Source organism: Chromobacterium sp. W521, from assembly GCF_052805975.1.
On the sequence record NZ_JBRBAF010000006.1, the window covers coordinates 204,151 to 228,417 of the forward strand.

Sequence of the window (24,267 nt, forward strand, 5' to 3'; positions counted from 1 at the left end):
CTGTTCGCCTGCCGCTTCGCTGATAAGCTAGGGTTCCGGCACTCCTGGCCGTGTTTTCTTGTGTATCGTGCTTACTCAAAATCAAACCTCAAGGTGGCGGAGCCCTGGAACGGCGCCGGCGAGGGCCGCGTTGTCATCTTCACCGGCCAGGCCAGCAATTGGAACTGCGCTTGCTGGCTTTGATAGTCTAGCGCGATGGGGATGCGTTGAGAGCCGGCCGGAATGGCGCCCGGCGGCGTGGGCGGCACCAGCTTGCCGCTGCTTTCCATAGCGATGCCCACCGCTGAATGCGAGGTGGCCAGGTAGCGCGGGTCCTGCCCTTGAGGCTGGCCTTCCAGCGATAGCTGGACGGCGGCCCCGGAAGCAATATTATTGCACTGGATTTGGAACGTGCGTTTGACCGCGTTTTTATCGGCGCCGCCGGGCGTGGCCAGCGCCTCGGGCGGCAGCGCGCCAAAGTCGATGCTGGCCACTTGTCCGGCCGCCAGCGTGCAGCTTTGCGGCACGCTGACATTCAGGCTCATGACTAAACTTGCCAGTGGGAAAATGTTGCCCTGGACGGCATCGTCCGTCGAGGCCAGAAGCCGAAATACGGTGAAAGCCGGCACGTTGACGGTCCCGGAAAAAGGCTTGCTGATTCGCAGGTGCACTCGTCCACTGTTAGCGGTATCCAGATTATGGCGCTCCACTATATAGCTGCTCGTTGCGGGATTGTATGTGCAGGATTCTTCTCCTTGAGCCTCATCGTTGGTGTAGGGGCTCCACCAGGGCAGCGACATATAACGTTGAACCGCCCCGCCCAAAAATAGCTCCATCCCTATTTCCACATAGGGATTAATCTTGAAAAAAAAGATGCTTTTGCCATTGGCCGTCTGCCAACCTGCTGCTTCTAGCAAGACGTCGGTGAAAAAATAGGTCCGGCGAGGGGTTCTGCTGGCAGAGCAATAACAAATGGCGCTGTATTTATCAAGCTGCCAACTGTGGACGTTTGGTAGCAGAGTGCCCGCCGCCGGGTTTTCCGCTGCGTTGTGATACGTCTTGTTAAAGTGGAAGGCGGGAATGTTAAGACCTGCATTCGCACAAAAGCTCGCGTGGGTGATTCCGCTTAGCGCCAGCCAGCTTGTGGCAAGCGTGGATGCCAAAATGGTTTTTATCGTCATTTTCATTGGAATATAAGAAAACTCTGAAAAGAAAAAACTGTTACCGGCAGTGAGTTTTCCAAAAAGCGATTCCATACATAGGAATACACCGAGGTGGTAAGTCCGGATGTTCTTACCTTTACCTATATGGGCAATGGAGGATGGGAGGACGTCGTTTTAAAAGCGCAAGGAGATTCTATGGGCGGCATGGTGCTAAATTCTGTAAGAATTTACGTAAAGCTCATTAGGAATCTACTTAAAAATAGCGCCTTAAGAGCCGGCTAAAATTTTTGCGATTCAGGGCGAAACACAGCGAAAACAGCGGAAGGGGCAAAATGGCCATGGAGCGGCTCATTCAGTCAATGGACCGGCGCTCGGGCCCCGGAGCCCGAGGTGTTTAGAGCGGCTAACAAAAGCTCGCAGAGGATCTGAGCCAAGACGAGCCGACGCCGGCCGTTCCCGTCGCGTGACTGATGAATGTGTTTACGATCTCGCGAACTAGGGCGAGACAAGGCGAAAACGAGCGAAAAAGCGCAAGGCTTGAGGGGGGCATAAGCATTTTGAGCTTGTACTCACCCTGCAAGGCTTCACGAAGCGCAGCAGACTTTGAACAGGTTCTGAGAGCTTGGAGTGTGCACGTGGTGTATGAGCATTTCGAAGACGCCCTCACCATGCCGCGTCACACGGCCCCGACAGATCGTAAGCGCTGCTTAGACCCGCTAACAAAACCCCTGATCCTGAGTTGCGCCTCCTTGCCGTACGATTGGTACTGCCTGCGTCGGCGCGCCTTGGCTCAGGTTCTCTGCGAAGTTTTGTTAGCGGCTCTTAGTGGCGGATCTGGGTGCTGCCGGCTTCGGCCAGCGCTTCCAGCAGCAGGGCGGTGCTGGCGCCGGGCAGGTTGAACGGGTCCAGCCTAGCCTGGGCGGAATAGCGCAGCAGCAGCGAGGCGTTGAGTTTTTCCATCATCACCTCCGCCATGCTCCAATTGGCGAAGCGGCGTTGCTCCACTTCCTGATAATCCAGCAGGGTCAGACATTGATGGCGCGGGTCGTGGGCCAGTTTCTGGTACAGCAGGTTGACCTCGGCGCGGCCACCCTCCAGAGATTGAACGAACACGTCCTTGCTGTAGCACAGCACCCCGGTGATGCCCTGAGCCGGATTGTATTTGCGAGCGGCGATCATGATGTCGTCCACCAGATCGCTGTCTATGGATTTGTGCGCGCGGCTGCAATAAGTCAGGCGTACCAGCATGATGTGCCCCTTCGATGGAAAGACGCCGCGCCAGACTGGCGAGGCCCCGCTTTCATCTTAGCTGGTGCGCGGCGTCTTGCCGCTGGCCTTAGAGCCTGTTCACGATCTTGCATGCGCACATGAAATGCAATGTAGATACGCGGTTTCCTATGTATCTATGCAAGGTTGCAAGGCACTAAAAAAGACCTTGAACTGACTCACGGAATCCGTTCAAGGTCTATTGTGCGTCGTAAAACTGGCCGCTGCCGGCGGCGCTTCTGGATGCGGCCGCAAGCTCTTGCCTCGCTGCTGCCCTCGAAGCTTTGAACAGGCGCTTTATTTGTGCATCAAGGACAGGAATTCGCGGCGCAGATTGGCGTCGCTCAGGAAGGAGCCGCGCATCACGCTATTGGTCATCTTGCTGTTGCTGTCTTTCACTCCGCGCCAGTGCATGCAGAAGTGGTCCGCTTCCATCACGATGGCCAGGCCGTCCGGCTGCAGTTTTTTCATCAGCAGGTCGGCAATCTGGGATACCGCTTCTTCCTGGATTTGCGGGCGGGTCATCACCCAATCTATCAGCCGCGCGTATTTGGAGAGGCCGATCAGGTTGGAATGTTCATTGGGCATCACGCCCACCCAGACGCGGCCGATGATGGGGCACAGGTGGTGGGAGCAGGCGCTGCGCACCGTGATGGGGCCCACGATCATCAGCTCGTTCAACTGCTCCACATTGGGAAATTCGGTGCTGGCCGGCATCGCCACATAGCGGCCGCGGAAGACTTCCTTGATGAACATCTTGGCCACGCGCTTGGCGGTGTCCTGGGTGTTGTGGTCGTGTTCAGTGTCGATCACCAGGCTTTCCAGCACCGCTTTCAGTTTTTCCTGAACCTCGGTTTGCAACTGGTCCAGCTCGCCGTCTTCGATATAGGCGGCGATATTGTCGTTGGCGTGAAAACGGACGCCGGCTTGCTGCAGGCGGCTGCGGATGCGCTGTGAGACCGGCAGATGGTCAACGGTATTGGTCTTGTTCATTGTGTTGGCAGTCTCGGATGCTTATTTATCATTTTGGCGCCGCCATGGCCGGCGGCTCTATCCATTGCGCATGATTTGGGACGGGGCAGGCGGTGGGCGCTTCCCCGCAGGGCGGCGTGGTTGGAGCCTGGCCGATGCGACAGGAACGCTCCATGTTAGCACAAGCGCCGGAGCGTATCCGCAGCCGATGAGCCTAGTAGAAACCCTTAGCCCATCAGGGCTTGACGTGGAAAGTCCTTAATTTGGCTGGTATGCAAAGTCAATGATGGAGGCCGGCTGTACATGATCTTGCTGTCCTTTTGGACGGGGATGGACATGGGGCGGCGAGACCTTGCCGCGGCGGCGCAAGCCTTGGCCGCGCAGGAGACGAGGGTGAAGGCCGCGGCTCCCTCCGTGTGCATTGGTGTTTTCGACACAGAGATTATTCGGATTGAATTTCCGCCCGCCTGGATTACCACTCACATAACGACGACAACTTATGAAGAGGGGTGGGGCGGTATGAATAGTCAACAAGGCAACGGCCAGCAACGCTGGGCCCGGGACTATGTGTTCGACGCATTGAGCGAGTTGGGCATCCATCGCATTTTCGGCGTGCCGGGCACCAATGAAATCCCCATCATCGACGGTACGTCCTACCCGGAAAACCAGGTGGAGTACATCGAGTGCCTGCATGAGAACATCGCCATGGGCGCGGCGATGGGGTCGGCGCGGATGACCGGCAAGCCCGGCGTGGTGGTGGTGCACGTTACCCCGGGCATCGCCCACGGCATCGGCAATCTGTTCAACGCCTGGCGTTCGCAGGCGCCGCTGGTGATTCTGTGTTGCCAGCAGCAGAACGAGCTGGTCACCCAAGAGCCGTTGTTGGCCTCCAACCTGGTGGACCTGGCGCGGCAATATACCAAGTGGGCGCATGAGGTGCGCACCGAGCAAGAGCTGCCCATGGTGTTGCAGCGCGCCTTCAAGGAGGCGATGGCGCCGCCCAACGGGCCGGTGTTCGTCGCCATTCCCTGGGAGTTCACCATGAGGCGCATCGGCGACGGCGACCGCCTGCCCGGCATTACCCGCATCTCCCCGCACTTCACCGCCGATGCCGACGCCATCCGCCAAGCGGCCGCCATGCTGCGCGAGGCGGTGAACCCGCTGATCGTGGTGGGCGACGCCGCGGGTTACGCGGAGGCCTGGCCGGAACTGCAGGCGCTGGCGGAGTTGATCGGCGCGCCGGTGTCGCTGCAAACCTTCAGCAGCCTGGCCAACTTCCCCAATGGAGATTACCACTGGCAAGGCGAGCTGCCCGGCGGGCAAAAAGACTTGCAGAAGGTTTTTGCCGGTCATGACGTGGCTTTTTTGTGCGGTTTCAGCAATCAGGCCCAGGTCACCGTGTTCAAGTACAGCGACGGTCCCTTGATTCCACCCTCGGTGCGTCAGGTTTACCTGAGCAACAACAGTTGGGACATCGGCAAGAACTACTACGGCGAGTGCGCCTTGTTCGGCGACATCAAGGCCACTTTGCCGCTGCTGAACCGGGAGATCGGCGATCAGCCGTCGGCGGCAGCGCGGCAACGCAATGAGCTTTTGCGGCAAAAGGCCGAAGCGCGGCGTGAGCAATGGGATAGGTATCTGGGCGAGGCGATGCGGCAGCAAGAAATCTGGGCGGTGGTGATCGCCGACGCCTTGCGCCTGGAAATCCGCGAACGCGGGCTGGAAAAGCAGTTCGTCTACGTGCACGAAGCGGTGTCGGACCCGGCGCCGTTCCAGTACCTGTTGCCGTTCACCGAAGAGGCCGCCGCGCCCATCAGCTACTACTGCGTGGGCGGCGGCTCCTTAGGCTGGTCCATGCCCGCCACCCTGGGCATCAAGCTGGAGGCGCAAGGATGCCAAGGCATCGACACCCGTTTCGTGGTGGCGGCCACCGGCGACGGCTCCTCGCTGTTCTACCCGCAAACCTGGTGGACCGCGCAGCACCGCCAGCTGGGCGTGCTCTACATCATCACCAACAATCACGAATACCACACCCTGCAAATGGGGCTGCAACAAGTGGAGGCGATGTACGGCGACGCGGCAGGCTACGGTTGGCATGCGCGCACCCAGGATCCGGAATACCTGCGCATCCAACGGCCCAAACCGGACTTCGTCGCCCTGGCCAAATCCTTTGGCGGCATGGAGGGCGAAGTGGTGGCGCATCCGGAGGCGGTGCGCGCCGCAGTGCGGCGCGGGCTGGATCACGCACTGGCCGGCCGCGCCTATGTGCTGGACATGCAGACCGTGGGCCTGGACCAGCCGCCGCCCACGCCGCAGCAGGCCAACGCCCGCTACCGCAACCAGCCGCGGCTTGATTGCTTCCACACTCCGGACGGGGATGCCCAGCGCAATACGGACAACGGCCAGCCGGCCAATGTGCCGGTGATTTTCTGATCCCGGCTTCACTCAGCGAGGACGAGCAAACATGGCTAGCGAAAACATAGACATCGCCATTGTCGGCGGCGGCGTGTCCGGCGTGTACAGCGCCTGGCGGCTGCAACAGCATTATCCCCAGAGCAAGATCGCGGTGTTCGAGGCCAGCGATCACATCGGCGGCCGTTTGCTGTCGGTGCGGCCGCCGGACATCCCCGACATGGTGGCGGAACTGGGCGGCATGCGCATCCTGCCGGAGGTACAGCCGCTGATTTACGACTTGATCCAGGAATTGAACGCGCTGCTGCCGGCGCCGGAACAGATCGAGCTTTACCGCTTCCCGGTGGACGAGCCGCAAAACATCGCCTATCTGCGCGGCGTTTACCTGCGCTTGCAAGACTTCACCACCGAGCCGGACAAAGTGCCGTACCGGCTCAACTTCCTGGATCGAGGCCAAACCGGCGGCGGCGTCATCATCGACGCCATCGAACAAATCGTGCCTGGCATCACCAATAAATCGCTGACCGAGGAAGAACGCCGGCTAATGGCGCAGGGCGCCAGCTTCGGCGGCGTGCCGCTGTACCAGCAGGGTTTCTGGAATGTGTTGTTCCGCGTGATCACCGGAGAAGCCTATCAATACGCCGAAGACACCGGCGGTTACGATTCCACGCTGTGCAACTGGAACGCCGCCGACGCCATCCCGTGGTTTCTGTCGGACTTTAGCGTATCGGCTCAATACATGGGGTTTTGCAACGGCTTTCAGCAAGTGCCGCTGGTGTTGACCCAGCTGTTTGAACAAGCCGGCGGCGAGGTGCGCCTGGAAGCGCCGGTCAGCGGCGTGACGCGCAGCGAGCAAGGCTTTCAGTTCCAGGCGCAGGGCCGCACCGTGTCCGCCAAGACCCTTATCCTGGCGATGCCGCGTCGCGCGCTGGAACTGCTGTCCGCCACCAGCCCCTGGTTGCAGGAGTCCGCGCGCTTTCAGCAATTGACCGCCAGCGTCACCCCGCGGCCGCTGTTCAAGCTGTTCACCACCTACAACAGCCCCTGGTGGCTCAATACCGGTTACAGCAAGGCCGACGGCGAATACGTGCCGGTCAAGTCCGGCCGTTCCGTCACCGATTTGCCGGTGCGCCAGACTTATTACTGGCCGCGCAGCAATGGCCAGCCCGCCTTGCACGGTCACGCCATGTTGCTGGCCAGCTATGACGACGGCGACAACACCGGTTTTTGGGACGGCTTGCGCGGCCGTCGTCACAGTGCCTGGAAGAAAGGCCTGGAGGTGGCGGAGCTGGCCGATCCCTTCATCGGCACGGATGACCATGTGCGCGCCAATGAACTGAGCTGGCACCGCTACAAGGCCCCGCGCATGATGACCGAGGAAGTTACCCGCCAACTGACGGTGATGCACAGCCTGTCCTACACGCCCAAAGTGCGCAACGCCGCTTTCCGCGACTGGGGCGACGACCCGTTTGGCGGCGGCTGGAACAGCTGGAACATCGGGGTGAAAAGCTGGGAAGTGAAACAGCAGATCATCCAGCCGCTGGACGGCCAGCCGCTGTATGTGTGCGGCGAGGCTTATTCCGACGCCCAAGGTTGGGTGGAGGGCGCTTTACAGACGGCGGACATGATGTTGGCCAAGCTGGTCTGAGTTCCTGTTTTGGCCTGCCGCGCGTCGGCGGGCTGAGACAGGGGCGTTGATGCGCTGCCGGAAGCGGGACGGGAGCCGCCTGTTCCGCTTAAACCTGTTTGCGCTCTTGCGAGACAAGGCGAAAACGGTTGAGAAAGCGGAGTGTGCACAAGTTACATGAGCATTTTGAAGTCGCACTCATTGAGCCGCGTTTCAAGAGGCGCAGCAGATCGTAAACAGGTTCTTAGGCGCTCTGGCTTTCAGGGCACTGTAGAAGCCGCGCGGCTAGTTGAGTCTCGGCTGGATCGGAGGCGCTCATAACGCGTGCCGCTCAATGATGGCTGTCAGCGCGTCGAATAGCTGTGCCAAGTTCTTGGCGGTTTTTTCTTCCAGCGGTTGATCCCAGTCTGCATGCTGAATCACATAAATGCGAAAACGACCGCGCGGATTGAATTCCGGATACCAGCCAACATCGACAAGAAGTCCAAGTGGCTCGCACTCTATTTGCAGAATGTCTTCCTTCAAGGAGAACAGTAGGGTTTCATCGCCAAGGTTGAACGTTTCGTCGATATCGCTGAGGGCGTCATAGCTGACAATGGAGCGGGAGAGTTTGAGCTTGTTTTTCATGGGCAGGGGTTGATTCTCCGTAAGAGCGGGAGCTTCTTTTCGCTCACGCCTTGCTTTGCTTGCTAGCTTTGAACAGGGCAGAAGCACCCCGTCGCCGCGGGGTGTTTGTCATTATGCCCTCAAGCCGATCTACGCACTCCGCTGGCCGCTTTGTCGGCGCGGGGATTGCGAGGGCTTAGGCTTATCCCTGTTCTGGGTCTTGCTCCACCCGCTCCAGCCGCGCCACCACGGCGTGCGGCGGCAACAGGGTGCCGGGAGAGAGAACGGCATTGGCGCCGATGCGGCTGTGGTCGCCCACCAATGCGCCGAATTTCTGCGTGGGCAGCGTCCAGGCTTGCTGGCGGCAGCGCAGAGTGATGGTCTTGTCGCGGCGTTCGTTCCAGTGATTGGCGATGACGGCGCCGGCTTCCATATTGACGTCCGCGCCCAGCACGGAGTCTCCGACGAAGTTGAAGTGGGCCAGCCGCGAGTAGGGGCCGACGACGCAGGTTTTGAGTTCCGATCCCGGCCCCACCGTCACGTCGTTGGCCAGCGCCACGCCGCCGCGCAAATAGGCGTGGGCGGCTACGCGGCAATTGGGGCCTATCAGCAGAGGGCCTTTGAGCACGGCGCCGGCTTCTATCGTGGCGCTGCGATGGATGGCGATGTCTCCGTCCACTGCCCAGTGCGCGAGGTCCAGCAAGGCGCATTGCCGCGCCAGGCTGTCGGGCAACTGGCCGAGCCATTGCCATGGGGGCTGGGCGCTGTCCAGCCAGGGAAAGTGGGTGAGCAGATCGGCGAACAATTCGGCGGGGAGGGCGGAGGGCATGATTGGGCCTGGTGCGTGCGGGGATTTGTATTGTAGAGCCGGCGGAGCAAGGCGGCCAGAAGGCCGCTGCGGCGTCAGATTTCGTACACCCAGCTGATGGAGTCGCCGGGGCGTTCCACTTGGGGCGACTCCAGACTGAACAGCTCCATTTTGCGCAGCGGCGGCGAGTACAGGTGCAGGGTGACCAAGTCGTCGCCGTAGGGCTGGAGGTTGGAGATCTGATGGATGTCCAGATGGCTGTTGATGGTGAGGCTGCCGCTTTCCAGACGGTGCGACTCCACCGCGTACACCAAGCCATGATCGGTGCGTTCGAACACGGTTTCGGTGGCGGTGCCTTGCAGCACGCGCAAGCCGCACAGGCTGCCGCGGTGATTATGGATGCGGCTGCGTTGGGTGCTGCGCCAACAGAGCAGCAAGAGCTCGCACCAGGGGCTGAGATAGATCTGGTTGCGGCGGTAGCGTTCGTCGCTGAATTGGCGGAAGGGCAGCAGATCATCCGGGCTCAGTTGCAGCGAATCGTGAAACCGCTGGATCTGCTCGATGTTCAGATTGGCCTGGTAGGCGTCCAGTTGCCGCAGCGAGGCGGTCAGGCTGGGGCTCAGGGCGAAGGAAGACTGCGCGGCGGCGCATAGCGTGTCGTTCATCGGTTTCTCCTTTGGCCGGCGCGGCCGCGGACAGTGGGTTCTGTCCGTCGGGCTGGAGCGGGGACGGCGTTTTTCTGACTGGACCCGCGCCGGCAAAGTTCGCGGCGGCGGTCCGCGTCTATGGTTTCGGTATAGCCGATGAGGCCGCGGGCCGGTTGCCTGAATGGGCAGGTTTCAGCCGTTTGGCGCGCTGGAGGCTTCGCCATGGCGTCGCAGCGCGGACCGCGCCCGGCGCAGGCCCAGCGCGATGGCCAGCGCCAGCAAAGGCACCGCTGCGGTGGTGGCCAATTCCACGTTGATGGGCAGGCCGGCGGCCTTGGCGCCTTTGAACAGATAGCTGATCAGGCCGGCGCTGTAATAAGTGATGGCGGCGATGGACAGGCCTTCCACGGTTTGTTGCAGGTGCAGCTGCATGGCGGCGCGGCGTTCCATCGAGGTGAGCAGCGCTTGGTTCTGCCGTTCGCGGCGGATGTCCACGCGGGTGCGCAGCAGCGCGGTGGCGCGGTTGACCCGCGCGGCCAGCTCGCGCTGGCGAAAGGCCACGGCGCGGCAGGTGTCCATGGCGGGGGCCAGACGGCGTTGCACGAATTGCTGGAAGGGTTGCAGGCCGTGGATGCGGCGTTCGCGCAGTTCGGCGACGCGGTTGCGGACGATGTCGTAATAGGCGAGAGAGGCGTTGAAGCGGTGGTCGGTGCGGGACAGCGCGTTTTCCGCTGCGCCGGCCAGCTCGGTCAGCCGGTGCAGCAGCTGCGGTTCGCTGTCGGCGGCCGCGCCGCTTATGGCGCCGGTCAGCTCGGCCAGTTCCTCGTCCACTTTGGCCAGCTCCGGGGCGATGCTTTTGGCCACCGGCAGCGCCAGCAGGGCCAACATGCGGTAGGTTTCCAGCTCCAGCAGCCGCTGCAGCATCCGGCCGGCTTGGCGGCGGCCCATGTAGAGGTCCGCCAGCAGATAGCGGGAGAAACCGTCCGGATGGATGCGGAAATCGGTGTAAGCGCGGCCGGCGCCGTCTCCTATCTCCGCGCCCGCCAGTTCATGGCCGTTGAAGCATTGGGCGGCCAGGTCCTCGATGCGCAGCGGCAGCGCTCCGGGCGACAGCAAGGCGGCATGCGCGGCCACCAGCACGTTGCCGGGCAACAGATGCAGCCAGGCCGCCGGCAGGGCCTGCAAAGCGGGTTGGGCGAAGGGGCTGGATTCCGCGCCGTGGGCAAGAATGGTGAAACTGGAGAATTCGCCGTGCCGTTCCCAGCGCACGAGGCCAAACGGGGCGTCCAGTTGAAATTGACCGGCCTCGGGGTCCGGGACGGGGTGGCCTAACTGTTGGGCCAGCTCCCTGCATAGCCAGTTTTCCTGTTCTCGGCTGATGTGGCGGTGCAGATAGGCCAGGTAGCTGACCCGGTTGTCGGCGGCTATCTGCAGCGCTGGCCTGGCGTGGGCTTCGCGGTTAAGTTGCCGGCGCTGCGGGTGTTCGTTAAGGCGGAGGCGGGGCGGATCGGAGAGTTCGGCTGTCATGACGGGCTCCGGTGGCGGGTGGGCAGTCTTCAGCATAAAACGTTTCATGCTGCAATGCAGCATATTTTGACGCCAGATTGTTTCGCCATGAAGAAAGGGCGGCCGTGGCCGCCCTCTCGCTATGTTCTCGGTTTTTGAATCGGTATTTTGTCCCCCTTGCCTTGGGATGTGATCGCCGCTCTGCTTAGCACCCGTCCACAATCTGCTGCGCGTTGGCGATACAGCATTGAAACCGTCGTCGAAATGCTCGCGCACCACCAGTACATTCCGCTTTCTCAGCCTTTTCCGCCTTGTCTCGCCCTGGCTCGCGAGAACATAAACAGGTTTTGAAAGCCGCGAACAAACCTTGTGGAGAGCCTGATCCCAGAAGGCGCGACGCGGAATCAGGGGGGCGGGTCACAGGCCTGCTATGGCTGGCTGGTGACAGCGTCCGGCGCGACCAGGGCAAGTGTTTTGCCGTGTCGCCTCATCAGCAGGTAGTAAGTTGAAAACCCCAACCCGCAGCCGATGAACCAATTGAAGTTGGCAAGAGTTTCCCATGAGCTGAAGATGATGATCAGACCAATGAGCACGGAGGGGGCCAAGGCGTAAAGGGCTTTGGGGTTGACGCCGTTTTGGTACCAGTAATGGCCTCCAGCCTGATTGCTGTAGAGGTCGTCGACATGGATGACGCGATGACGGATTAGGTAGAAATCGGCAATCAGGATGCCGAACAGGGGGCCGATAAAAGCGGCCAGTACGTCCAGTGTATAGTGGATGACCTGAGGGGAGTTGAACAGATTCCAGGGCGTGATGAAAATCGAGGCAAAAGCCGCGATGAAACCGCCGGTCCGCCAACTGATGTGTTTGGGGGCGACATTGGAAAAGTCGAAAGCCGCGGAAACGAAATTGGCCACGATGTTGATGCCAATCGTGGCGGTGACGAAAGTGAAGCCTCCCAGCACGGCGGCCAGCGTATTGTCGATTCTGCCGACGGTTTCGATGGGGTCGGTAATCATGCGGCCGAATACCGGCAGGGTTCCGGAAGTGATAACCGCGGTGACGATGGAAAAGGCCAGGAAGTTGACTGGTAGGCCCCAGAAATTGCCGCGTTTGACCTCTTCGAATGTTTTGCCATAACGGGAAAAGTCGCCAAAGTTGAGCATGGGGCCGGAAAAATATGAAACCACCAGGGCGATGGCGATCGCCATCTGGCCCAGGGCGAGAAGGCCCTGATGATTTGTTTCGCTTAGTGTGGGGCTGATATTGGAGGGGCCCGCCCGCCAGACTATCCACGCTGCGAGTAGCAGCATGACGGCGTACACCGCGGGGCCGGCCCAATCAATGAATTTTCGGATGGATTCCATGCCATGCCAGAACACGATGGCCTGCAGCGTCCACATAATCATGAATCCCAGCCAGCCAAGGTATGACAAGCCTAGAAGACTGCCGTGGGTAAGGCCTGCGAGTTGAGGAAAGAAGCGCAGCAGTATGATGTTGAGCGCGCTGGAAGCCAGGAAGGTTTGTATGCCGTACCATGCCACGGCGATCAGCCCGCGGATGATGGCGGGGACGTTTGCGCCGTATACGCCGAAAGACATGCGACAGACCACGGGATAAGGGATGCCGGCTTGTTGGCTGGGTTTGGCCACCAGATTGCAGAATAGGTTGACAAGACAGATGCCGATCAGCAGGGAGAGCAGAACCTGCCAGACGTTGAGGCCTAGAGCGAACAGGCTGCCGGCAAACACATAGCCTCCAACACTGTGCACGTCCGACATCCAGAAGGCAAAGATGTTGTACCAGTTCCAGTTCTGCTGCTTGAGAGCGCCGAGGTCTTCATTGTATAGCCGGTCGCTATAGCTGGCGGGGCGTTGCTCTGACATAGGGTGACTCCTGATGGGGGTGAGTCTCTCCTTTTTTGTCTACGATTTATTTGTTTTCGTATACAAAATAAAGGACCATTGCTATGGTTTTGTAAGACTTGATTGCCGTCTATTTTGTTACAAAACATTGCTTTAGCAGGCCATTTGCCAATCCGCTGATTTAAATGCTTTTTTTATTTGGACACTAATGGCGCATTGTATTTTGCGTTTTTTATTGTGTACAATCTTGCTGGTTATTGTGAACAATTTTGTTGTTTTGATGGTCGGCGTTGTTTTGCGTCGCGGATGGAGCTCGGAAGGGGGGAATGGTGTCAGGGCGTAGCAAGGAGGATGACGTGACTTTGGACGAGGCCGTAGCCAGGGACGCGCTGGTGTACGAGCATCTGCTGACGGCCATTTACGAGGCGCAGTTGCCGCCAGGCACTAAATTGCCGGAGGATGCGCTGGCGGAGGCTTTTGGCGTGAGTCGCGCAGGGGTGCGCAAGGCCTTGCAGCGTCTGTCGATTGCTAGGCTGGTTGATTTACGTCCGAATAAAGGGGCCTCGGTGGCGGAGCCGACGGTGCAGGAGTCGCGCGATGTTTTCGCCGCCAGAAGGTTGATCGAGTGCGGCGCTTTGCCGCAGGCCATGGCCAATTTGCGCAAGAAAGATCTGGCCGCGCTGGCGGACGCGCTGCGGCAAGAGTGCAAGGCCCAGCACGAGCAGAACCGATCGGCGGCCATTACGTGGTCCGGAGCCTTCCATCTGCGGCTATTGTCCATCGCCGGGAATCAACTCTTGACCGATATCCTGCATGAATTGATTGTGCGCAGCTCTTTGATCATTGCCCGCTACGGCACGCCGATTGCCGGTTCATGCCGCCATGCCGATCATCAGCAGATTCTCGAACTGATGGAGAACGGACAAGTGGATGACGCGGTGCAGTGGATGCGGCGTCACCTGGACGCTGTGGAGGGCAACTGTCAGTTTGAAGAACAGAGCGCCGCCGGGCCGGATTTGAGGGCTGTGTTGCACGGTATCGCCAAGCGGCGCAGCGGCCGATAAATGGCGTTTGTTCATGGAGCGTGCTCATGAAGATTTGCGTGATTAATCCCAATACGACCGCGGATATGACCGAGCGTATCCGTTTGGCCGCGATGCGGGCCGCCAGACCCGACACCTTGATTGTGGCCAGGAATCCCGAGGATGGGCCGGTGTCGATTGAGTCGCATTTTGACGAAGCGGTCAGTGTGATCGGGGTATGCGAGGAGGTCATGGAGGGCGCGCGGCAAGGCTGCGACGCTTACGTTGTGGCCTGCTTTGGCGACCCCGGTTTGAACGCGGCGCGGGAACTGGTGCGCGCTCCGGTTGTGGGGATCGCGCAGGCCGCTTTCCAAGTGGCGTCCTTGATCGCCACGCGTTTTTCGGTGGTCACCACATTGAGCCGCACTTGCGTGATCGCCGAGCATTTATTGCATAGCTATGGCTATGCCCATCTTTGCCGGCGGGTGCGCGCCGCAGAGGTGCCGGTGCTGGATCTGGAGCGAGACCCCGACCTCGCTTACCGGCTTATCGTCGAGGAGGCGCGCAAGGCCCGGGACGAGGATGGCATCGGCGCCATTGTGCTGGGGTGCGCGGGGATGGCGGATCTGGCTCCCCGTATCGGAGAGGCGATTGGCCTGCCGGTTGTGGAGGGGGTGGGAGCGGCGGTGGTATTGGCGGAGTCGCTGGTCGCTCTGGGCCTGCGGACCAGCAAGACGGGCGACCTGGCTTTCCCTCCGCCAAAACATTTTTCCGGGCGTTTCGCCGCTTTTTCGCAATAGCGGGCAGGCCCCAATGAAAACAGAGCGGCTTTGGCCGCTCTGTTTTTTTGGGCGCGTCGGCTTCAGTCCGGCAGATTCAGCGCCGCCGCGCCTTTGGCGTCGAACCAGGCCACGCCGCTGCCCAGCATCGCCTGGCTGTTGCGCACGAACAGATTGTGCGGCATCGGCTGTTTCAGTTGCTCCAGATAGGCCGGAGTGAAAATATCGCTCCATTCGGCTTGCAACTGGCGGGCGTTGGCGATCTGGCGGCTGCCGCCCTTGTGGTTGATCCTAAGCGGAAAGTGCACGTAGCGGCTGGCCTGCTGAGCCTCGCCGGCAAGCGCTGCGCGCAGGAAGCCTTGCACCCGGGCTTCGAAAGCGGCGTCGCTTTCCTCTGTGACATCCCGATACCAGCGGCCTTCGGAGGCCGGCGCCATGTCGCCCATGGTCAGCGTCACCGGCAGCGTCTTGGTTTTCAGCGTCCAGTCGCCGTCCAGGCCCACGCTGTTGTCGAAGCTAAGCGGCTGGCCGTCGGCGCTGCCGTTGCTTTTGAAGCGCAGTTTGAACACGCCGCCGCTCGGTTCGCTCAGCAGCAGGGTTTCGCCTTGCAGCTTGCCGCGCAGCGGGATGTCCTTCAGATAGCGGCCGTAGAAGTAGTGGCCGCCGTCGAAGCTTTTGCCGTTTTTCACCAGCAGGCTCATGCCGATGCGTTCCTGGCCCAGCGTGCCTTCCAGGTTGACGCGGTCGATGTCGTCTGCGGCGTGGGCCGCGCCGGCCAGGCCGGCGAGCAGGGCGGCGGCCAGCAGGCCGCGGGATGCGAGTTTGAGCGCTGTCATGGGATGTTTCTCCGTTAACGGGCGATGAGGCGTTTGCGGTAGCTGGCGCGGTCTATTTCCTGGATTTCCACGCACAATTGCACTTCCATGCCCGACGGCAACGCGGCGCTGTCTGCCAGCGCTTGCAGGCTCAGTTCGGACAGCTGCTGTTTCTCCTCGGGGCTGCGTCCGCTGAGTATGGCCAGTTTGGCGTGGACGAAGCCGCGGGGCAGATCGTGGATGCCGATGCGGCAGGCGTCCAAGGCCACGGCGCGGCTTTTGATGTCGGCTTCTTCGAAGTGGCCGCTGGCCAGCAGCGCGCGGTTGATGTCCAGTAGCGCGTCCGCGGCGGCGAAGCCGGCCAGATTGCCGCTGTATTCCAGTGTCAGATGGGGCATGTGTGGGCCTGTGGTGTTGAGCCGCCTTCCGCTTGTGCCGGGCGGGCGAGGGAAGGGCTAGGCGGCGGTGGATACGCCATTGTATTGCAATGGCCCGGCGTACCCAAGCCCGGAGCAGGGAACAGCGGAGGCAGAAGAGGCGTCCGGCGCTATCAGAGTTTTTTCGCGACCCGGATCAGGCTTTGGATATCTTCCGGCTTGATGACCTCATGCTCCAGGCTGCGGCTGATCAGCTCCAGCAAATAAGTTTTCTTGAATATCGGGGAGCCTTCCCATTCGCTGCCCGGCTGTCCAATCACGCTGGCTTGGGTAATGATGGCGGGCTCGCCGTCAATGACGTCCAGCGCGAATTCATCTTCTGAAATTCTCATTTAAGCGTTTCCTCTGCATTGCGCGATGGCGGGCTATTGCGTCGTTTTAATTGTTCTTATTGATATTTTTCTTCTTTTAAATTTATGGCTCGCGAGTATCTTGCGCAATGCCTTGAATGATATAGTGTTGCAAAATTATTATATTGTCTTTTTGTTTAAAAGAGTAGTGATGAAATTACAAAAAAATAACCTGACAAGAACAATATGGTTTGATGCTTGCGTCTGGTTTGGCGCTTGCGTTTAAAATGGGCGCGCATGTTGGGATATGAAATTAAAAATCGAATCAAACCGGGTTTGACTTGCATGGAGGGCTGAATGAGCAGGGCGGTGTGGAAAGAGGAAGCCGAGCATGGCGCCTTGTTGAGCAAGGCGTCGAAAAACCTGACGTGTCTGATGGGGCGCGCCGGCGTAGACGCCGCGCAATTAAGCGAGGCGATAGGCCTGGGCGTGGCGACGATCAACAATATCAAGCGCGGCGTGGGCAACCCCACTTTGCTGACCTTGATGGAGCTGGCGCGGTTTTTCGATGTCAAGTTGAGCGATTTCGTGGAGAGCGATCTGGGAGGCGAAGCCGTCGGCAGCCCTGCGGCCATAGCGGTGCCCTTGATCAAATTCACCGAGTTGGCCCTGTTTTTTGACGGAATGATTATCGAGCCGGAACGCTATTTTGTGGATGCCGCCGGCTTTGACGCCGCGGAGGCGTTTGCGGTGTTGTTGAACAATGATTCGCTGTTCCCCAGTTTTTCCCAGGGCAGCGTTTTCATCGTGGCTCGGCAGGAGCGTCCGACGGACGGCGATGTGGTTTTGGTCAGCATGGCCGGCCAGCAGCCTTGTTTCCGCCGGATATTCATCGACGGCGAGCATTTTCTGTTTTCAAGCATTTCCTTGATGCATGATTTGCAGCCTTTCGTATGCCGGGATTTCAAGGTGCTTGGCGTGGCGGTCAAAGCGATTAAGACTTTTAGCGCAGGATGAAGGTGTGGAACAGTTCAGAGTTTATGGTTTTATTGTGGGTTTGTCGGTGACCATCATGGTGGTGTGCGATTCGCTGGTGTACAAGACGCTGGACATTTACGGCTTGAAAATCACCGCCAGCGGCATTGTGTTTTCGCTTTGCTATCTTTTGTCCACAGTGTCCACCGAGGTGTATGGCTATAAGCTGGGCGGGCGCACAGTGTGGATTCTAGTGGTGTGCCAGACATTTTTTGTTTTGATCATCAATGCTTTCGCCTTGTTGCAGCCGGATAATAACGAAATTTCCAAGCAGTACTACCTATTGTTCAACGAGTTTTGGCGAGTGATGGTGGGTACCTGGATTTCGGTGCCGGCTTCTTATTTTTGCAATGGGTTTGTCGTATCCCGGATGAAGGTCTTTTTCGCCGGCCGTTTCTTTTTCATCCGCTATGTCATTGCGTCCATGCTGGCCCAGGCGGTGCTGCTGACGACGGCCTATCCCATCAGTCTGTCGTCGCGCTATAGCGGGCAGGAACTGCTCAACATCATCGCCACCACCTGGTCTTACAAAGTGTTCGTTTCCATCGCCTTGCTGCCGGTGGGCTATTACCTGGTGGGAGTGGTGAAGAGGATAGAAAAGACCGATTACTTTGACTGGAGCGTGTCCTACAACCCCTTAGCGGTGTTCAAGGAGGACGGCGAAGACGTCAAGAGAAACAAATACGCAACGGAGGAGGGACAATGAGAGCCGCGCAGATATCCGACACCCACCTGTTCGCCGAGGCCGGCGGCCAGTTGATGGGCTACGACACTTATCGCGAGTTTGACCGGGTGCTGGAGCAATTGGAACGGCGGCACGCGGCGGAGCTGGACGCGATTCTGGTCACCGGAGACATTTCCCAGGATGAGAGCGCCGCCTCCTACGAGCGCTTTGCGCAGCGGCTGGAGCGGACGGGCCTGCCGGTGTACTGGCTGGCCGGCAACCACGACGCCGCGCCCTTGGCGGCCGAGGTGTTGGGCCGCTACGACTTCATGCGGCCGCTGGAGCGTCTGGAAACGGCGGACTGGCTGCTGCTGGCGCTGGATTCGGTCCGGCCAGGGACGGATGACGGCCATATAGACGAGCGCGCCGCCGCCGCCTTCCGGCAACGGCTGGCCGGAGCCGAGAGCGCCGGGAAGCGCTGCGCCGTGCTGCTGCATCATCATCCTGCGGCGGTGGGCACGCCGCTATTGGACAGCTGCATGTTGCAAGACACGGAGCGGTTTTGGGAGTTGATGCAGGAAACGCCGCGCTTGCAAGTGCTGCTGTGCGGCCATGCGCATGGGGATTACCGGCTGGAAGCGCGCGGCGTGGCGCTGGAAGTCTGTCCGGCCAGCTGTTTTCAGTGGCGCAAGGGCACGGCGGCGTTGGACACCGTGGATGCGCGGGGCTACAAGCTGCTGGAGTTCGACGCCGCAGGCTTCCGCAGCCAGACCGTGATGATTTAGAGGCCGTTTACGATCCCACGAGCAAGAGCGAGACTTTGAACAGGCTCTTAGAGTCTGTTCATAATCTGCTACGCTTCATGAGGCGTGGCACGGTGAGTACCGCTTCGAAATGCTCATGTACCACTTGACCATTCCGCTTTCTCAGCGGTTTTCGTCTTGTCTCGCTCTTGCTCGCTAGATTTTGAACTGGCTCTTAGCGCGGTCTGGCGCGCCGCAAGGCCAGCACCTTGCTTGAGCCGTCCGCCGCCGGCGTGTCCTGGCGGCGGGCCTCGGCCGCCGCGCGGCTGATGTGGCCGGAGACGGCGCGGCCTTTCTGAAACCCTGTGGCGTAGGCGATCTTACAGACTTCCTGCGGATGCAGGTCCGCGAAATAGTCGATATTCCGGCAGATGCTTTCGCCGGAAAAAGTTTCGCTATTGCCGTGCAAATGAATCCGGTATTGATTGCCGCGCAGTTCTTCCTCCACTTTGCAGCGTTTCTCTTCTTCTTTCCGGTTGTTTTCCAATAGCGCTATTTTTATCAGGTCACGCGGGCGGATGGCGGACAGAATCTGATTGCTGGCCAGGATGTCGGCGTGGGAAAGCTTGACGAAGTCGTGGCTACCGTAAAGCTTGAACAGATAGAGATATTCCTTGGAATTCTTCTTGAGCATTCTGTCGCACAGTACCAATTGGTAGGGCGGATTGAATACGCTGATGATCCATTTTTTTATTCGAGTCAGAAAAAGAGCGCGCATTGTGTATTACCCCTGCATTTAACGCGAGCTAGTTTACCCAAAGCCGGCAAAAGGCGCTTGAGGGAATGTTTTTGGAATATCCGGATTGCTATTGTTTTAATGTCGCGGCGGAGCCGATTTTCGGCGTAAGCGTTTGCAGCGGCAGAAACAGATCGCAGACGGCTTCGTTTTCCGCCACGTCCGGGTAGAAGCGGATGCGTTGGAGAAACAGCGGAAAATCGCGCGGAGTTTCGCCGCTGGCGGGCAGCCATTCCGAGTACAAGCGCCGCGCGACGGCGGCCAGAGTGTCGTCGGAGCCGATGTGGTGCAGCCGGGCGCAGCGTCCGGCTGGAATCTGCGCGGCGCGCACCCCTTGTCGGTTGGCGGCGATGGGGCCGTCGAAAGCGGCGCACAGGCCAAAGCGGTAGTCCGCCGGGGCGCAGTTTTCCGGGTCTTCGTACAGCAGGTTGTAGGTGGCTGCGGCGCTGGGCGGCAGGCGGTTTTCCCGCCGCCAGGCGATGAAGTCGCGCAGGCTGTCGCCCAAAAGCGCGGGATCGCCGCGGTGTTCCAGCAGGGCAACCGGGGTGGCGGGGAAGTCTACGATGTCGACGGCGAACGGGATTTGGCGGGATGGCATGGAGAGGCTCCTCAGTTGGAACAGGGCGTGGAAGTGCTGACGCCAAGGCAGCCAGCGCGGCCGCCGTCGAAAGGCCGACGGCGTCTGGCCCGACGCTTGCCGGAAGGCGCGGGCAAAAGCCTCCGGGCTGCGGTAGCCGCTGTCCAGCGCGATATCCAGCACGGAGCAGCGGCGGAAGGCCAGCCGTTCGCCGGCGCGGCGCAGCCGGCATAGCCTCACGTATTGGTGCAGGCTGAGGCCGAAGCGGGCGCGGAACAGGCGGTGAAAATGGAAGCGCGAGCAGGCGGCTACCCGGCTGAGCCGTTCCAGACTCAGGTCGGCGTCCAGATGGGCGTCGATATAGGCTAGCGCTTTGTCCAGGCGCGGGCTGGCGGTGTCGTGCCGCATGGTTTCCTCCTTGGCGCCGCCAGTCTAGCGCCGCCGCGCCGCCGCCCGCCTGACCAATCTTGCGGTGTTGTCGGGCGGATTCAACGCAGCGGCTTGTGCATCGCCACGCGTCGCTTGAGGCCGTGTTCGGCCTCGGCGCGCAATAGGGCCAACAGGAAGGGCGGGCAGCCGGCGTCGTCGAGGGCCTGGAAACCGCGCTTTTGGTAGTAGGGCGCGTTCCAGGCCAGATGCTCGAACGTGGTCAGCGTAAGGCGGCTCAGTCCCTGCCCGCGCGCGATGGTTTCCGCGTGCGCGATCAGCGCCGAACCCAGGCCTTGCCCCTGGCGTCCGGGGCAGACATCCATTTCCTGCAGGTGAAGGCTGTCGTCGCAGCGGCGCGCCAGCAGGAAACCGTGCGCGCCGTCGGCGTCGGCGGCCACCCACAGCAGGCCGGCGGCGTGGGCGGCGGCTAGTTCTTCGCGGGGCAACGCGTCGCCGGCCAGCGCCGGCGGCAGGTCTTGCGGATCGAAGCGGGCGGCTGCGGCGCGTTCGATTTCGGCCAGGCGGTCAAAGTCTTCCGGCGCGGCCGGGCGGATGCAAGTCGCGGCCATGTCAGCGCGCCTCCCGCCACAGGCCCTGATACTCGCGCGGCAGCCCGTCAGGGCTGACGCTGAGCTCCGCCTGGAACGCGCCTTGCCGCGATTCGTAGCGGTAGCCGAACTCGGACAGACGGGTGTAGCGCTGAGGCAGCGGGGCCAGGGTCAGCGCCGGGAACCGCAGCCAGGCGGCGCTCAGCTCCAGTGCCGAGCCGATGTCCAGCCGGCCGCGGCGGATGGGCAGCAGATTGGTGGCCGGGGTGAAGGCCAGGTCGATGTCGACGCAGCCGCGCACCTGCGGCTGTTCCGCGCCGTTGAGCCGCCAGTTGCGGTCAGAGTCGCTTTCCAGCAGCAAAGCTATGGTTTCGCCGCCGCGGTAGCCGCTCACCTCGACGCGGCGGGTGCTCCAGTCCGGCGCGCAGTCCACCTGATAGCGCAGCAGGCAGTTGACGCCGTCTTCGACGAAGACGGCGCAGCCGCTAAGGCGCGGGCCAAGTTCACTGTGTTCTAAGGCGGCGTAATCGTGGCCGGAAGCGTCCAGCCGTTGCCAGACGATGGAGGAAACAAAGGTGTGGGACATGGCGGTTGCTTGCTGTTTTTATGATGTCGTATTTCACCGCATTGCCCGTGTTCTTGTCCATGGCCGGAGCGGCGTTCGTTTTCGCCTTGTCTCGTCCTCGCCCGGGGGATTTTGAACAGGTTGCTAGGCGGTTTGACTGGCAAGCCGCCGCTCCCGGCAATGCCACAGCAAGGTGGCCGCCAAGGCCGCGGCGGCCAGTGCGCCGCCGGCAATGAAGGTGCTGGCGCTGCCGTGGCGGTCCCACATCCAGCCGGCCAGCACGCTGGCCAGCAGCAGGCACAGGCCGCTGACCAGATTGAACAGGCCAAAGGCGGTGCCCTTCATATCGGCCGGCGTTTCCTCCGCCACCAGCGTGGCCAGCAAGCCTTGGGTGAAACCGAGGTGCAGCCCCCACAGGGCGATGCCGGTCAGGGTGATGGCGATGGAGCCGGACAGCGCCAGCGCGGCATCGGCCAGGATCAGGATCAGCAGGCCGATGGCCAGCAGCATGCTCTTGCTGCAGCGGTCGGCCAGCACGCCCACCGGGTAGGCGGTGAGCGCGTAGACCAGGCTCATCACCACCATGACCAGCGGCAACCAGCTCAGCGGCAGGCCGTGGCGCTGCGCCAGCAGCACCAGAAAGGCCTCGCTGAAACGGGCCAGGGTGAACAGCGCGCCGATGGCGACGATCCACCAGTAGCGGCTGGAGAATCGACGCAGCAACCCCAGGCGCAGCGGCGAGCGGAAGGGCTTGCGCTCGCCGCCGGCCGGTTCGCGCACGCCGGCGACGATCAGCAGCACCGCCAGCAGGGCCGGCAGGCAAGCCCACCACAGTACTTGCTGGATGTCGTCCGCCAGCCAGAACATCAGCGCGATGCCCAGCAGCGGGCCGGCGAAAGCGCCTATGGTGTCCATGGACTGGCGCAGGCCGAAACAGGCTCCGCGGATTTCCGGCGGCGCGACATCGGCCACCAGCGCGTCGCGCGGCGCGCCGCGTATGCCTTTGCCCACGCGGTCCATCAGCCGCGCGGCCAGCACGGTTTCGGCGCTGTGCGCCAGCGGGAACAGCGGCTTGCTCAGCGCCGCCAGGCCGTAGCCCAGCAGCAGCAAGCCTTTGCGCCGGCCCCAGTAGTCGCTGATGGCGCCGGAGAACACGCGCAGGATCAGCGCGGTGGATTCCGCCAGGCCCTCGATAATGCCCAGGGTCAGCGCGCTGACGCCCAGGGTGGAGACCAGGAACACCGGCAACAGCGCGTGGATGATCTCGGAGGACATGTCCATGCACAGGCTGACCAGGCCCAGGGCCCAGATGGTGGCGGGGATGCGTGGCGGCATTCGCGCGGCCCTTTCTTGAAGTGGGAATTCGTTCACGGCAGACGCCACAGGCTGAGCAGCAGGCCGGCCAGCGCCGCGCCGGCTATCACCGGCATCACTTTGACCTGTCGTTTCAGCAGCGCCCAGGCCGCCAAGGCGGCGATGGCGGAGGCGGCCCAGTCCACGCCTCCGCGCCAGCCCTGAGGCCACAGCACATGCCAGCCGAAGAACAGGGCGAGGTTGGCGATCACGCCGACCACGGCGGCGGTGATGGCGGTCAGCGGCGCGGTCAGGCGGATTTGGCCATGGCTGTGTTCGATCAGCGGGCCGCCGGCCAAGATAAATATGAAGGAGGGCAGGAAGGTGAACCAAGTGACCAGCGCCGCGGCCAGCGCGCCGGCCAGGAACAGGTGGTCCGGGCCCAGCAGCGCCTTGGCGTAGCCGCCGACGAAGCCTACGAAGGCCACCACCATGATCAGCGGCCCCGGCGTGGTTTCGCCCAGCGCCAGGCCGTCCAGCATTTGGCCGGCGCTCAGCCAGCCGTAATGCGCCACCGCGCCCTGATAGACATAGGGCAGCACCGCGTAAGCGCCGCCGAAAGTCAGCAGGGCGGCCTTGGTGAAGAACCAACCCATTTGGGTAAAGCCGCCGTGCCAGCCGTAGACGGCGGCGAGCAGCGCCATCGGCAAGGACCATAGCAGCAGGCCGGCCAGCGCGGCGCGGCAGAGCCGGAGCCAGGAGAAGCGGGCGTGAACCGGCGGCGGGGTGTGATCGTCGATCAGCGCCGGGCCGAAATGCGCGTCCGCGCCGCCGTGGCCGCCGGCCTGGAACCAGTGAGGCCGCAGCCGGCCGGCCAGCGCGCCGATCAAGGCCGCGGTGAGTACGATCAGCGGGAACGGCGTTTGCCACAGTGCGATGGCGCACAGCGAGGCCAGCGCCACACCCCACAGCCAGGGCCGTTTCAGCGTGCGCGTGCCGATACGCCAGGCCGCTTGGGCCACGATGGCGACCACCGCGGGCTTGATGCCGTAGAACAGACCGGCGATCCAAGCCAGGTGGCCGTAAGCGACATAGATCCAGGACAGCAGCACTAGCAGGAAAAAGGACGGCAGCACAAACAGCGCGCCGGCGGCGACGCCGCCCCAGCCGCGGTGAAGCAGCCAGCCGATATAGGTGGCCAGTTGTTGAGCCTCTGGTCCGGGCAGCAACATGCAGTAATTCAGGGCGTGCAGGAAGCGGCGTTCGGAAATCCAGCGCCGGCGCTCCACCAGCTCCTGATGCATGATGGCGATCTGGCCGGCCGGGCCGCCGAAGCTGATCAGGCCGAGCTTGAGCCAAAATTGGACGGCTTGCCAGAAACCGACGGGGGCGGGAGGGGGTAGGGGACGGTCGGGCGGCATGT

General features: G+C 61.4%; 24 protein-coding genes. 7 read left to right on the forward strand and 17 right to left on the reverse strand.

The annotated features are described in order from the left end of the window. Positions 1–71: 71 nt before the first annotated feature. From ACUXV1_RS11315 to folE, 3 genes are all read right to left on the reverse strand, one after another. Positions 72–1,235, reverse strand: coding sequence for a fimbrial protein (locus tag ACUXV1_RS11315; protein ID WP_446015434.1), 1,164 nt, complete (start codon positions 1,233–1,235; stop codon positions 72–74). A gap of 729 nt (positions 1,236–1,964) precedes the next feature. Continuing rightward, positions 1,965–2,390 (reverse strand): BLUF domain-containing protein, encoded by a 426-nt coding sequence (locus ACUXV1_RS11320; RefSeq protein WP_043633938.1) that lies wholly within the window; start codon positions 2,388–2,390, stop codon positions 1,965–1,967. 315 nt (positions 2,391–2,705) lie between these two features. After that, positions 2,706–3,401: a GTP cyclohydrolase I gene (gene folE, locus ACUXV1_RS11325; RefSeq protein ID WP_043633935.1), complete on the reverse strand. Its 696-nt coding sequence runs from the start codon at positions 3,399–3,401 to the stop codon at positions 2,706–2,708. A 498-nt stretch (positions 3,402–3,899) separates the two neighbouring features. Between folE and ACUXV1_RS11330 the strand changes: the two genes are divergently transcribed. Continuing rightward, on the forward strand, positions 3,900–5,813 hold the full coding sequence (locus ACUXV1_RS11330) for a thiamine pyrophosphate-binding protein (protein ID WP_446015435.1): 1,914 nt from the start codon (positions 3,900–3,902) through the stop codon (positions 5,811–5,813). A gap of 31 nt (positions 5,814–5,844) precedes the next feature. Next, positions 5,845–7,440 (forward strand): flavin monoamine oxidase family protein, encoded by a 1,596-nt coding sequence (locus ACUXV1_RS11335; protein WP_446015436.1) that lies wholly within the window; start codon positions 5,845–5,847, stop codon positions 7,438–7,440. A 294-nt stretch (positions 7,441–7,734) separates the two neighbouring features. On the opposite strand, the gene ACUXV1_RS11340 is transcribed toward ACUXV1_RS11335, so the two are convergent. From ACUXV1_RS11340 to ACUXV1_RS11360, 5 genes are all read right to left on the reverse strand, one after another. Beyond that, entirely contained in the window at positions 7,735–8,046 is a 312-nt protein-coding gene (locus ACUXV1_RS11340) for a hypothetical protein (protein ID WP_446015437.1), read from the reverse strand. A gap of 181 nt (positions 8,047–8,227) precedes the next feature. Further along, on the reverse strand, positions 8,228–8,854 hold the full coding sequence (locus ACUXV1_RS11345; protein ID WP_446015438.1) for an LpxA family transferase: 627 nt from the start codon (positions 8,852–8,854) through the stop codon (positions 8,228–8,230). 74 nt (positions 8,855–8,928) lie between these two features. Beyond that, positions 8,929–9,498, reverse strand: coding sequence for a cysteine dioxygenase (locus ACUXV1_RS11350; protein ID WP_052370367.1), 570 nt, complete (start codon positions 9,496–9,498; stop codon positions 8,929–8,931). 174 nt (positions 9,499–9,672) lie between these two features. Beyond that, complete coding sequence (locus ACUXV1_RS11355) at positions 9,673–11,007, reverse strand: DUF3422 family protein (protein ID WP_446015439.1); 1,335 nt, start codon at positions 11,005–11,007, stop codon at positions 9,673–9,675. A gap of 407 nt (positions 11,008–11,414) precedes the next feature. After that, complete coding sequence (locus tag ACUXV1_RS11360; RefSeq protein ID WP_043633915.1) at positions 11,415–12,872, reverse strand: NCS1 family nucleobase:cation symporter-1; 1,458 nt, start codon at positions 12,870–12,872, stop codon at positions 11,415–11,417. Between the two features lie 335 nt (positions 12,873–13,207). Between ACUXV1_RS11360 and ACUXV1_RS11365 the strand changes: the two genes are divergently transcribed. Together ACUXV1_RS11365 and ACUXV1_RS11370 are read left to right on the forward strand one after the other, a co-directional pair. After that, positions 13,208–13,915 (forward strand): GntR family transcriptional regulator, encoded by a 708-nt coding sequence (locus ACUXV1_RS11365; protein ID WP_446015440.1) that lies wholly within the window; start codon positions 13,208–13,210, stop codon positions 13,913–13,915. 26 nt (positions 13,916–13,941) lie between these two features. Continuing rightward, complete coding sequence (locus ACUXV1_RS11370) at positions 13,942–14,673, forward strand: aspartate/glutamate racemase family protein (RefSeq protein WP_446015441.1); 732 nt, start codon at positions 13,942–13,944, stop codon at positions 14,671–14,673. 62 nt (positions 14,674–14,735) lie between these two features. On the opposite strand, the gene ACUXV1_RS11375 is transcribed toward ACUXV1_RS11370, so the two are convergent. The 3 genes from ACUXV1_RS11375 to ACUXV1_RS11385 form a co-directional block, all read right to left on the reverse strand. Next, positions 14,736–15,488 carry a hypothetical protein gene (locus ACUXV1_RS11375; protein ID WP_446015442.1) on the reverse strand — a complete coding sequence of 251 codons (753 nt, stop codon included), beginning with the start codon at positions 15,486–15,488 and terminating at the stop codon, positions 14,736–14,738. Between the two features lie 14 nt (positions 15,489–15,502). Next, positions 15,503–15,865, reverse strand: coding sequence for a 5-carboxymethyl-2-hydroxymuconate Delta-isomerase (locus ACUXV1_RS11380; RefSeq protein WP_043633904.1), 363 nt, complete (start codon positions 15,863–15,865; stop codon positions 15,503–15,505). A 152-nt stretch (positions 15,866–16,017) separates the two neighbouring features. Continuing rightward, positions 16,018–16,236 carry a hypothetical protein gene (locus ACUXV1_RS11385; protein WP_043633899.1) on the reverse strand — a complete coding sequence of 73 codons (219 nt, stop codon included), beginning with the start codon at positions 16,234–16,236 and terminating at the stop codon, positions 16,018–16,020. Between the two features lie 315 nt (positions 16,237–16,551). Here ACUXV1_RS11385 and ACUXV1_RS11390 point away from each other — a divergent pair, with 315 nt between their 5' ends. From ACUXV1_RS11390 to ACUXV1_RS11400, 3 genes are read left to right on the forward strand one after another with little or no spacing between them, the layout of a single operon-like run. After that, on the forward strand, positions 16,552–17,211 hold the full coding sequence (locus tag ACUXV1_RS11390) for a helix-turn-helix domain-containing protein (protein WP_043633896.1): 660 nt from the start codon (positions 16,552–16,554) through the stop codon (positions 17,209–17,211). Between the two features lie 4 nt (positions 17,212–17,215). Continuing rightward, on the forward strand, positions 17,216–17,935 hold the full coding sequence (locus tag ACUXV1_RS11395) for a VUT family protein (RefSeq protein ID WP_052370365.1): 720 nt from the start codon (positions 17,216–17,218) through the stop codon (positions 17,933–17,935). Beyond that, positions 17,932–18,678 (forward strand): metallophosphoesterase, encoded by a 747-nt coding sequence (locus ACUXV1_RS11400; RefSeq protein ID WP_446015443.1) that lies wholly within the window; start codon positions 17,932–17,934, stop codon positions 18,676–18,678. The genes ACUXV1_RS11395 and ACUXV1_RS11400 overlap by 4 nt, the downstream gene beginning before the upstream one ends. A gap of 193 nt (positions 18,679–18,871) precedes the next feature. Here the strand turns inward: ACUXV1_RS11400 and ACUXV1_RS11405 are convergent, their stop codons facing one another. The 6 genes from ACUXV1_RS11405 to chrA form a co-directional block, all read right to left on the reverse strand. Next, positions 18,872–19,330 (reverse strand): hypothetical protein, encoded by a 459-nt coding sequence (locus ACUXV1_RS11405; protein WP_043633890.1) that lies wholly within the window; start codon positions 19,328–19,330, stop codon positions 18,872–18,874. Positions 19,331–19,502: 172 nt separating this feature from the next. Further along, a complete protein-coding gene (locus ACUXV1_RS11410) occupies positions 19,503–20,417 on the reverse strand; it encodes an AraC family transcriptional regulator (RefSeq protein ID WP_446015444.1) in 915 nt (304 codons plus the stop codon). A gap of 80 nt (positions 20,418–20,497) precedes the next feature. After that, positions 20,498–21,007 (reverse strand): GNAT family N-acetyltransferase, encoded by a 510-nt coding sequence (locus ACUXV1_RS11415; protein ID WP_446015445.1) that lies wholly within the window; start codon positions 21,005–21,007, stop codon positions 20,498–20,500. A 1-nt stretch (position 21,008) separates the two neighbouring features. Next, on the reverse strand, positions 21,009–21,572 hold the full coding sequence (locus tag ACUXV1_RS11420; protein ID WP_446015446.1) for a putative glycolipid-binding domain-containing protein: 564 nt from the start codon (positions 21,570–21,572) through the stop codon (positions 21,009–21,011). 123 nt (positions 21,573–21,695) lie between these two features. Further along, positions 21,696–22,886: an MFS transporter gene (locus tag ACUXV1_RS11425; RefSeq protein ID WP_446015447.1), complete on the reverse strand. Its 1,191-nt coding sequence runs from the start codon at positions 22,884–22,886 to the stop codon at positions 21,696–21,698. A 32-nt stretch (positions 22,887–22,918) separates the two neighbouring features. Beyond that, positions 22,919–24,265 carry a chromate efflux transporter gene (gene chrA, locus ACUXV1_RS11430; RefSeq protein ID WP_446015448.1) on the reverse strand — a complete coding sequence of 449 codons (1,347 nt, stop codon included), beginning with the start codon at positions 24,263–24,265 and terminating at the stop codon, positions 22,919–22,921. Between the last annotated feature and the right edge of the window lie 2 nt (positions 24,266–24,267).

Coding starts and splice junctions, on each gene's coding strand:
- ACUXV1_RS11315 (WP_446015434.1), bottom strand. CDS start 1,235: ATGGAATCGCTTTTTGGAAAACTCACTGCCGGTAACAGTTTTTTCTTT.
- ACUXV1_RS11320 (WP_043633938.1), bottom strand. CDS start 2,390: ATGCTGGTACGCCTGACTTATTGCAGCCGCGCGCACAAATCCATAGAC.
- folE (WP_043633935.1), bottom strand. CDS start 3,401: ATGAACAAGACCAATACCGTTGACCATCTGCCGGTCTCACAGCGCATC.
- ACUXV1_RS11330 (WP_446015435.1), top strand. CDS start 3,900: ATGAATAGTCAACAAGGCAACGGCCAGCAACGCTGGGCCCGGGACTAT.
- ACUXV1_RS11335 (WP_446015436.1), top strand. CDS start 5,845: ATGGCTAGCGAAAACATAGACATCGCCATTGTCGGCGGCGGCGTGTCC.
- ACUXV1_RS11340 (WP_446015437.1), bottom strand. CDS start 8,046: ATGAAAAACAAGCTCAAACTCTCCCGCTCCATTGTCAGCTATGACGCC.
- ACUXV1_RS11345 (WP_446015438.1), bottom strand. CDS start 8,854: ATGCCCTCCGCCCTCCCCGCCGAATTGTTCGCCGATCTGCTCACCCAC.
- ACUXV1_RS11350 (WP_052370367.1), bottom strand. CDS start 9,498: ATGAACGACACGCTATGCGCCGCCGCGCAGTCTTCCTTCGCCCTGAGC.
- ACUXV1_RS11355 (WP_446015439.1), bottom strand. CDS start 11,007: ATGACAGCCGAACTCTCCGATCCGCCCCGCCTCCGCCTTAACGAACAC.
- ACUXV1_RS11360 (WP_043633915.1), bottom strand. CDS start 12,872: ATGTCAGAGCAACGCCCCGCCAGCTATAGCGACCGGCTATACAATGAA.
- ACUXV1_RS11370 (WP_446015441.1), top strand. CDS start 13,942: ATGAAGATTTGCGTGATTAATCCCAATACGACCGCGGATATGACCGAG.
- ACUXV1_RS11375 (WP_446015442.1), bottom strand. CDS start 15,488: ATGACAGCGCTCAAACTCGCATCCCGCGGCCTGCTGGCCGCCGCCCTG.
- ACUXV1_RS11380 (WP_043633904.1), bottom strand. CDS start 15,865: ATGCCCCATCTGACACTGGAATACAGCGGCAATCTGGCCGGCTTCGCC.
- ACUXV1_RS11385 (WP_043633899.1), bottom strand. CDS start 16,236: ATGAGAATTTCAGAAGATGAATTCGCGCTGGACGTCATTGACGGCGAG.
- ACUXV1_RS11390 (WP_043633896.1), top strand. CDS start 16,552: ATGAGCAGGGCGGTGTGGAAAGAGGAAGCCGAGCATGGCGCCTTGTTG.
- ACUXV1_RS11400 (WP_446015443.1), top strand. CDS start 17,932: ATGAGAGCCGCGCAGATATCCGACACCCACCTGTTCGCCGAGGCCGGC.
- ACUXV1_RS11405 (WP_043633890.1), bottom strand. CDS start 19,330: ATGCTCAAGAAGAATTCCAAGGAATATCTCTATCTGTTCAAGCTTTAC.
- ACUXV1_RS11410 (WP_446015444.1), bottom strand. CDS start 20,417: ATGCGGCACGACACCGCCAGCCCGCGCCTGGACAAAGCGCTAGCCTAT.
- ACUXV1_RS11415 (WP_446015445.1), bottom strand. CDS start 21,007: ATGGCCGCGACTTGCATCCGCCCGGCCGCGCCGGAAGACTTTGACCGC.
- ACUXV1_RS11420 (WP_446015446.1), bottom strand. CDS start 21,572: ATGTCCCACACCTTTGTTTCCTCCATCGTCTGGCAACGGCTGGACGCT.
- ACUXV1_RS11425 (WP_446015447.1), bottom strand. CDS start 22,886: ATGCCGCCACGCATCCCCGCCACCATCTGGGCCCTGGGCCTGGTCAGC.
- chrA (WP_446015448.1), bottom strand. CDS start 24,265: ATGCCGCCCGACCGTCCCCTACCCCCTCCCGCCCCCGTCGGTTTCTGG.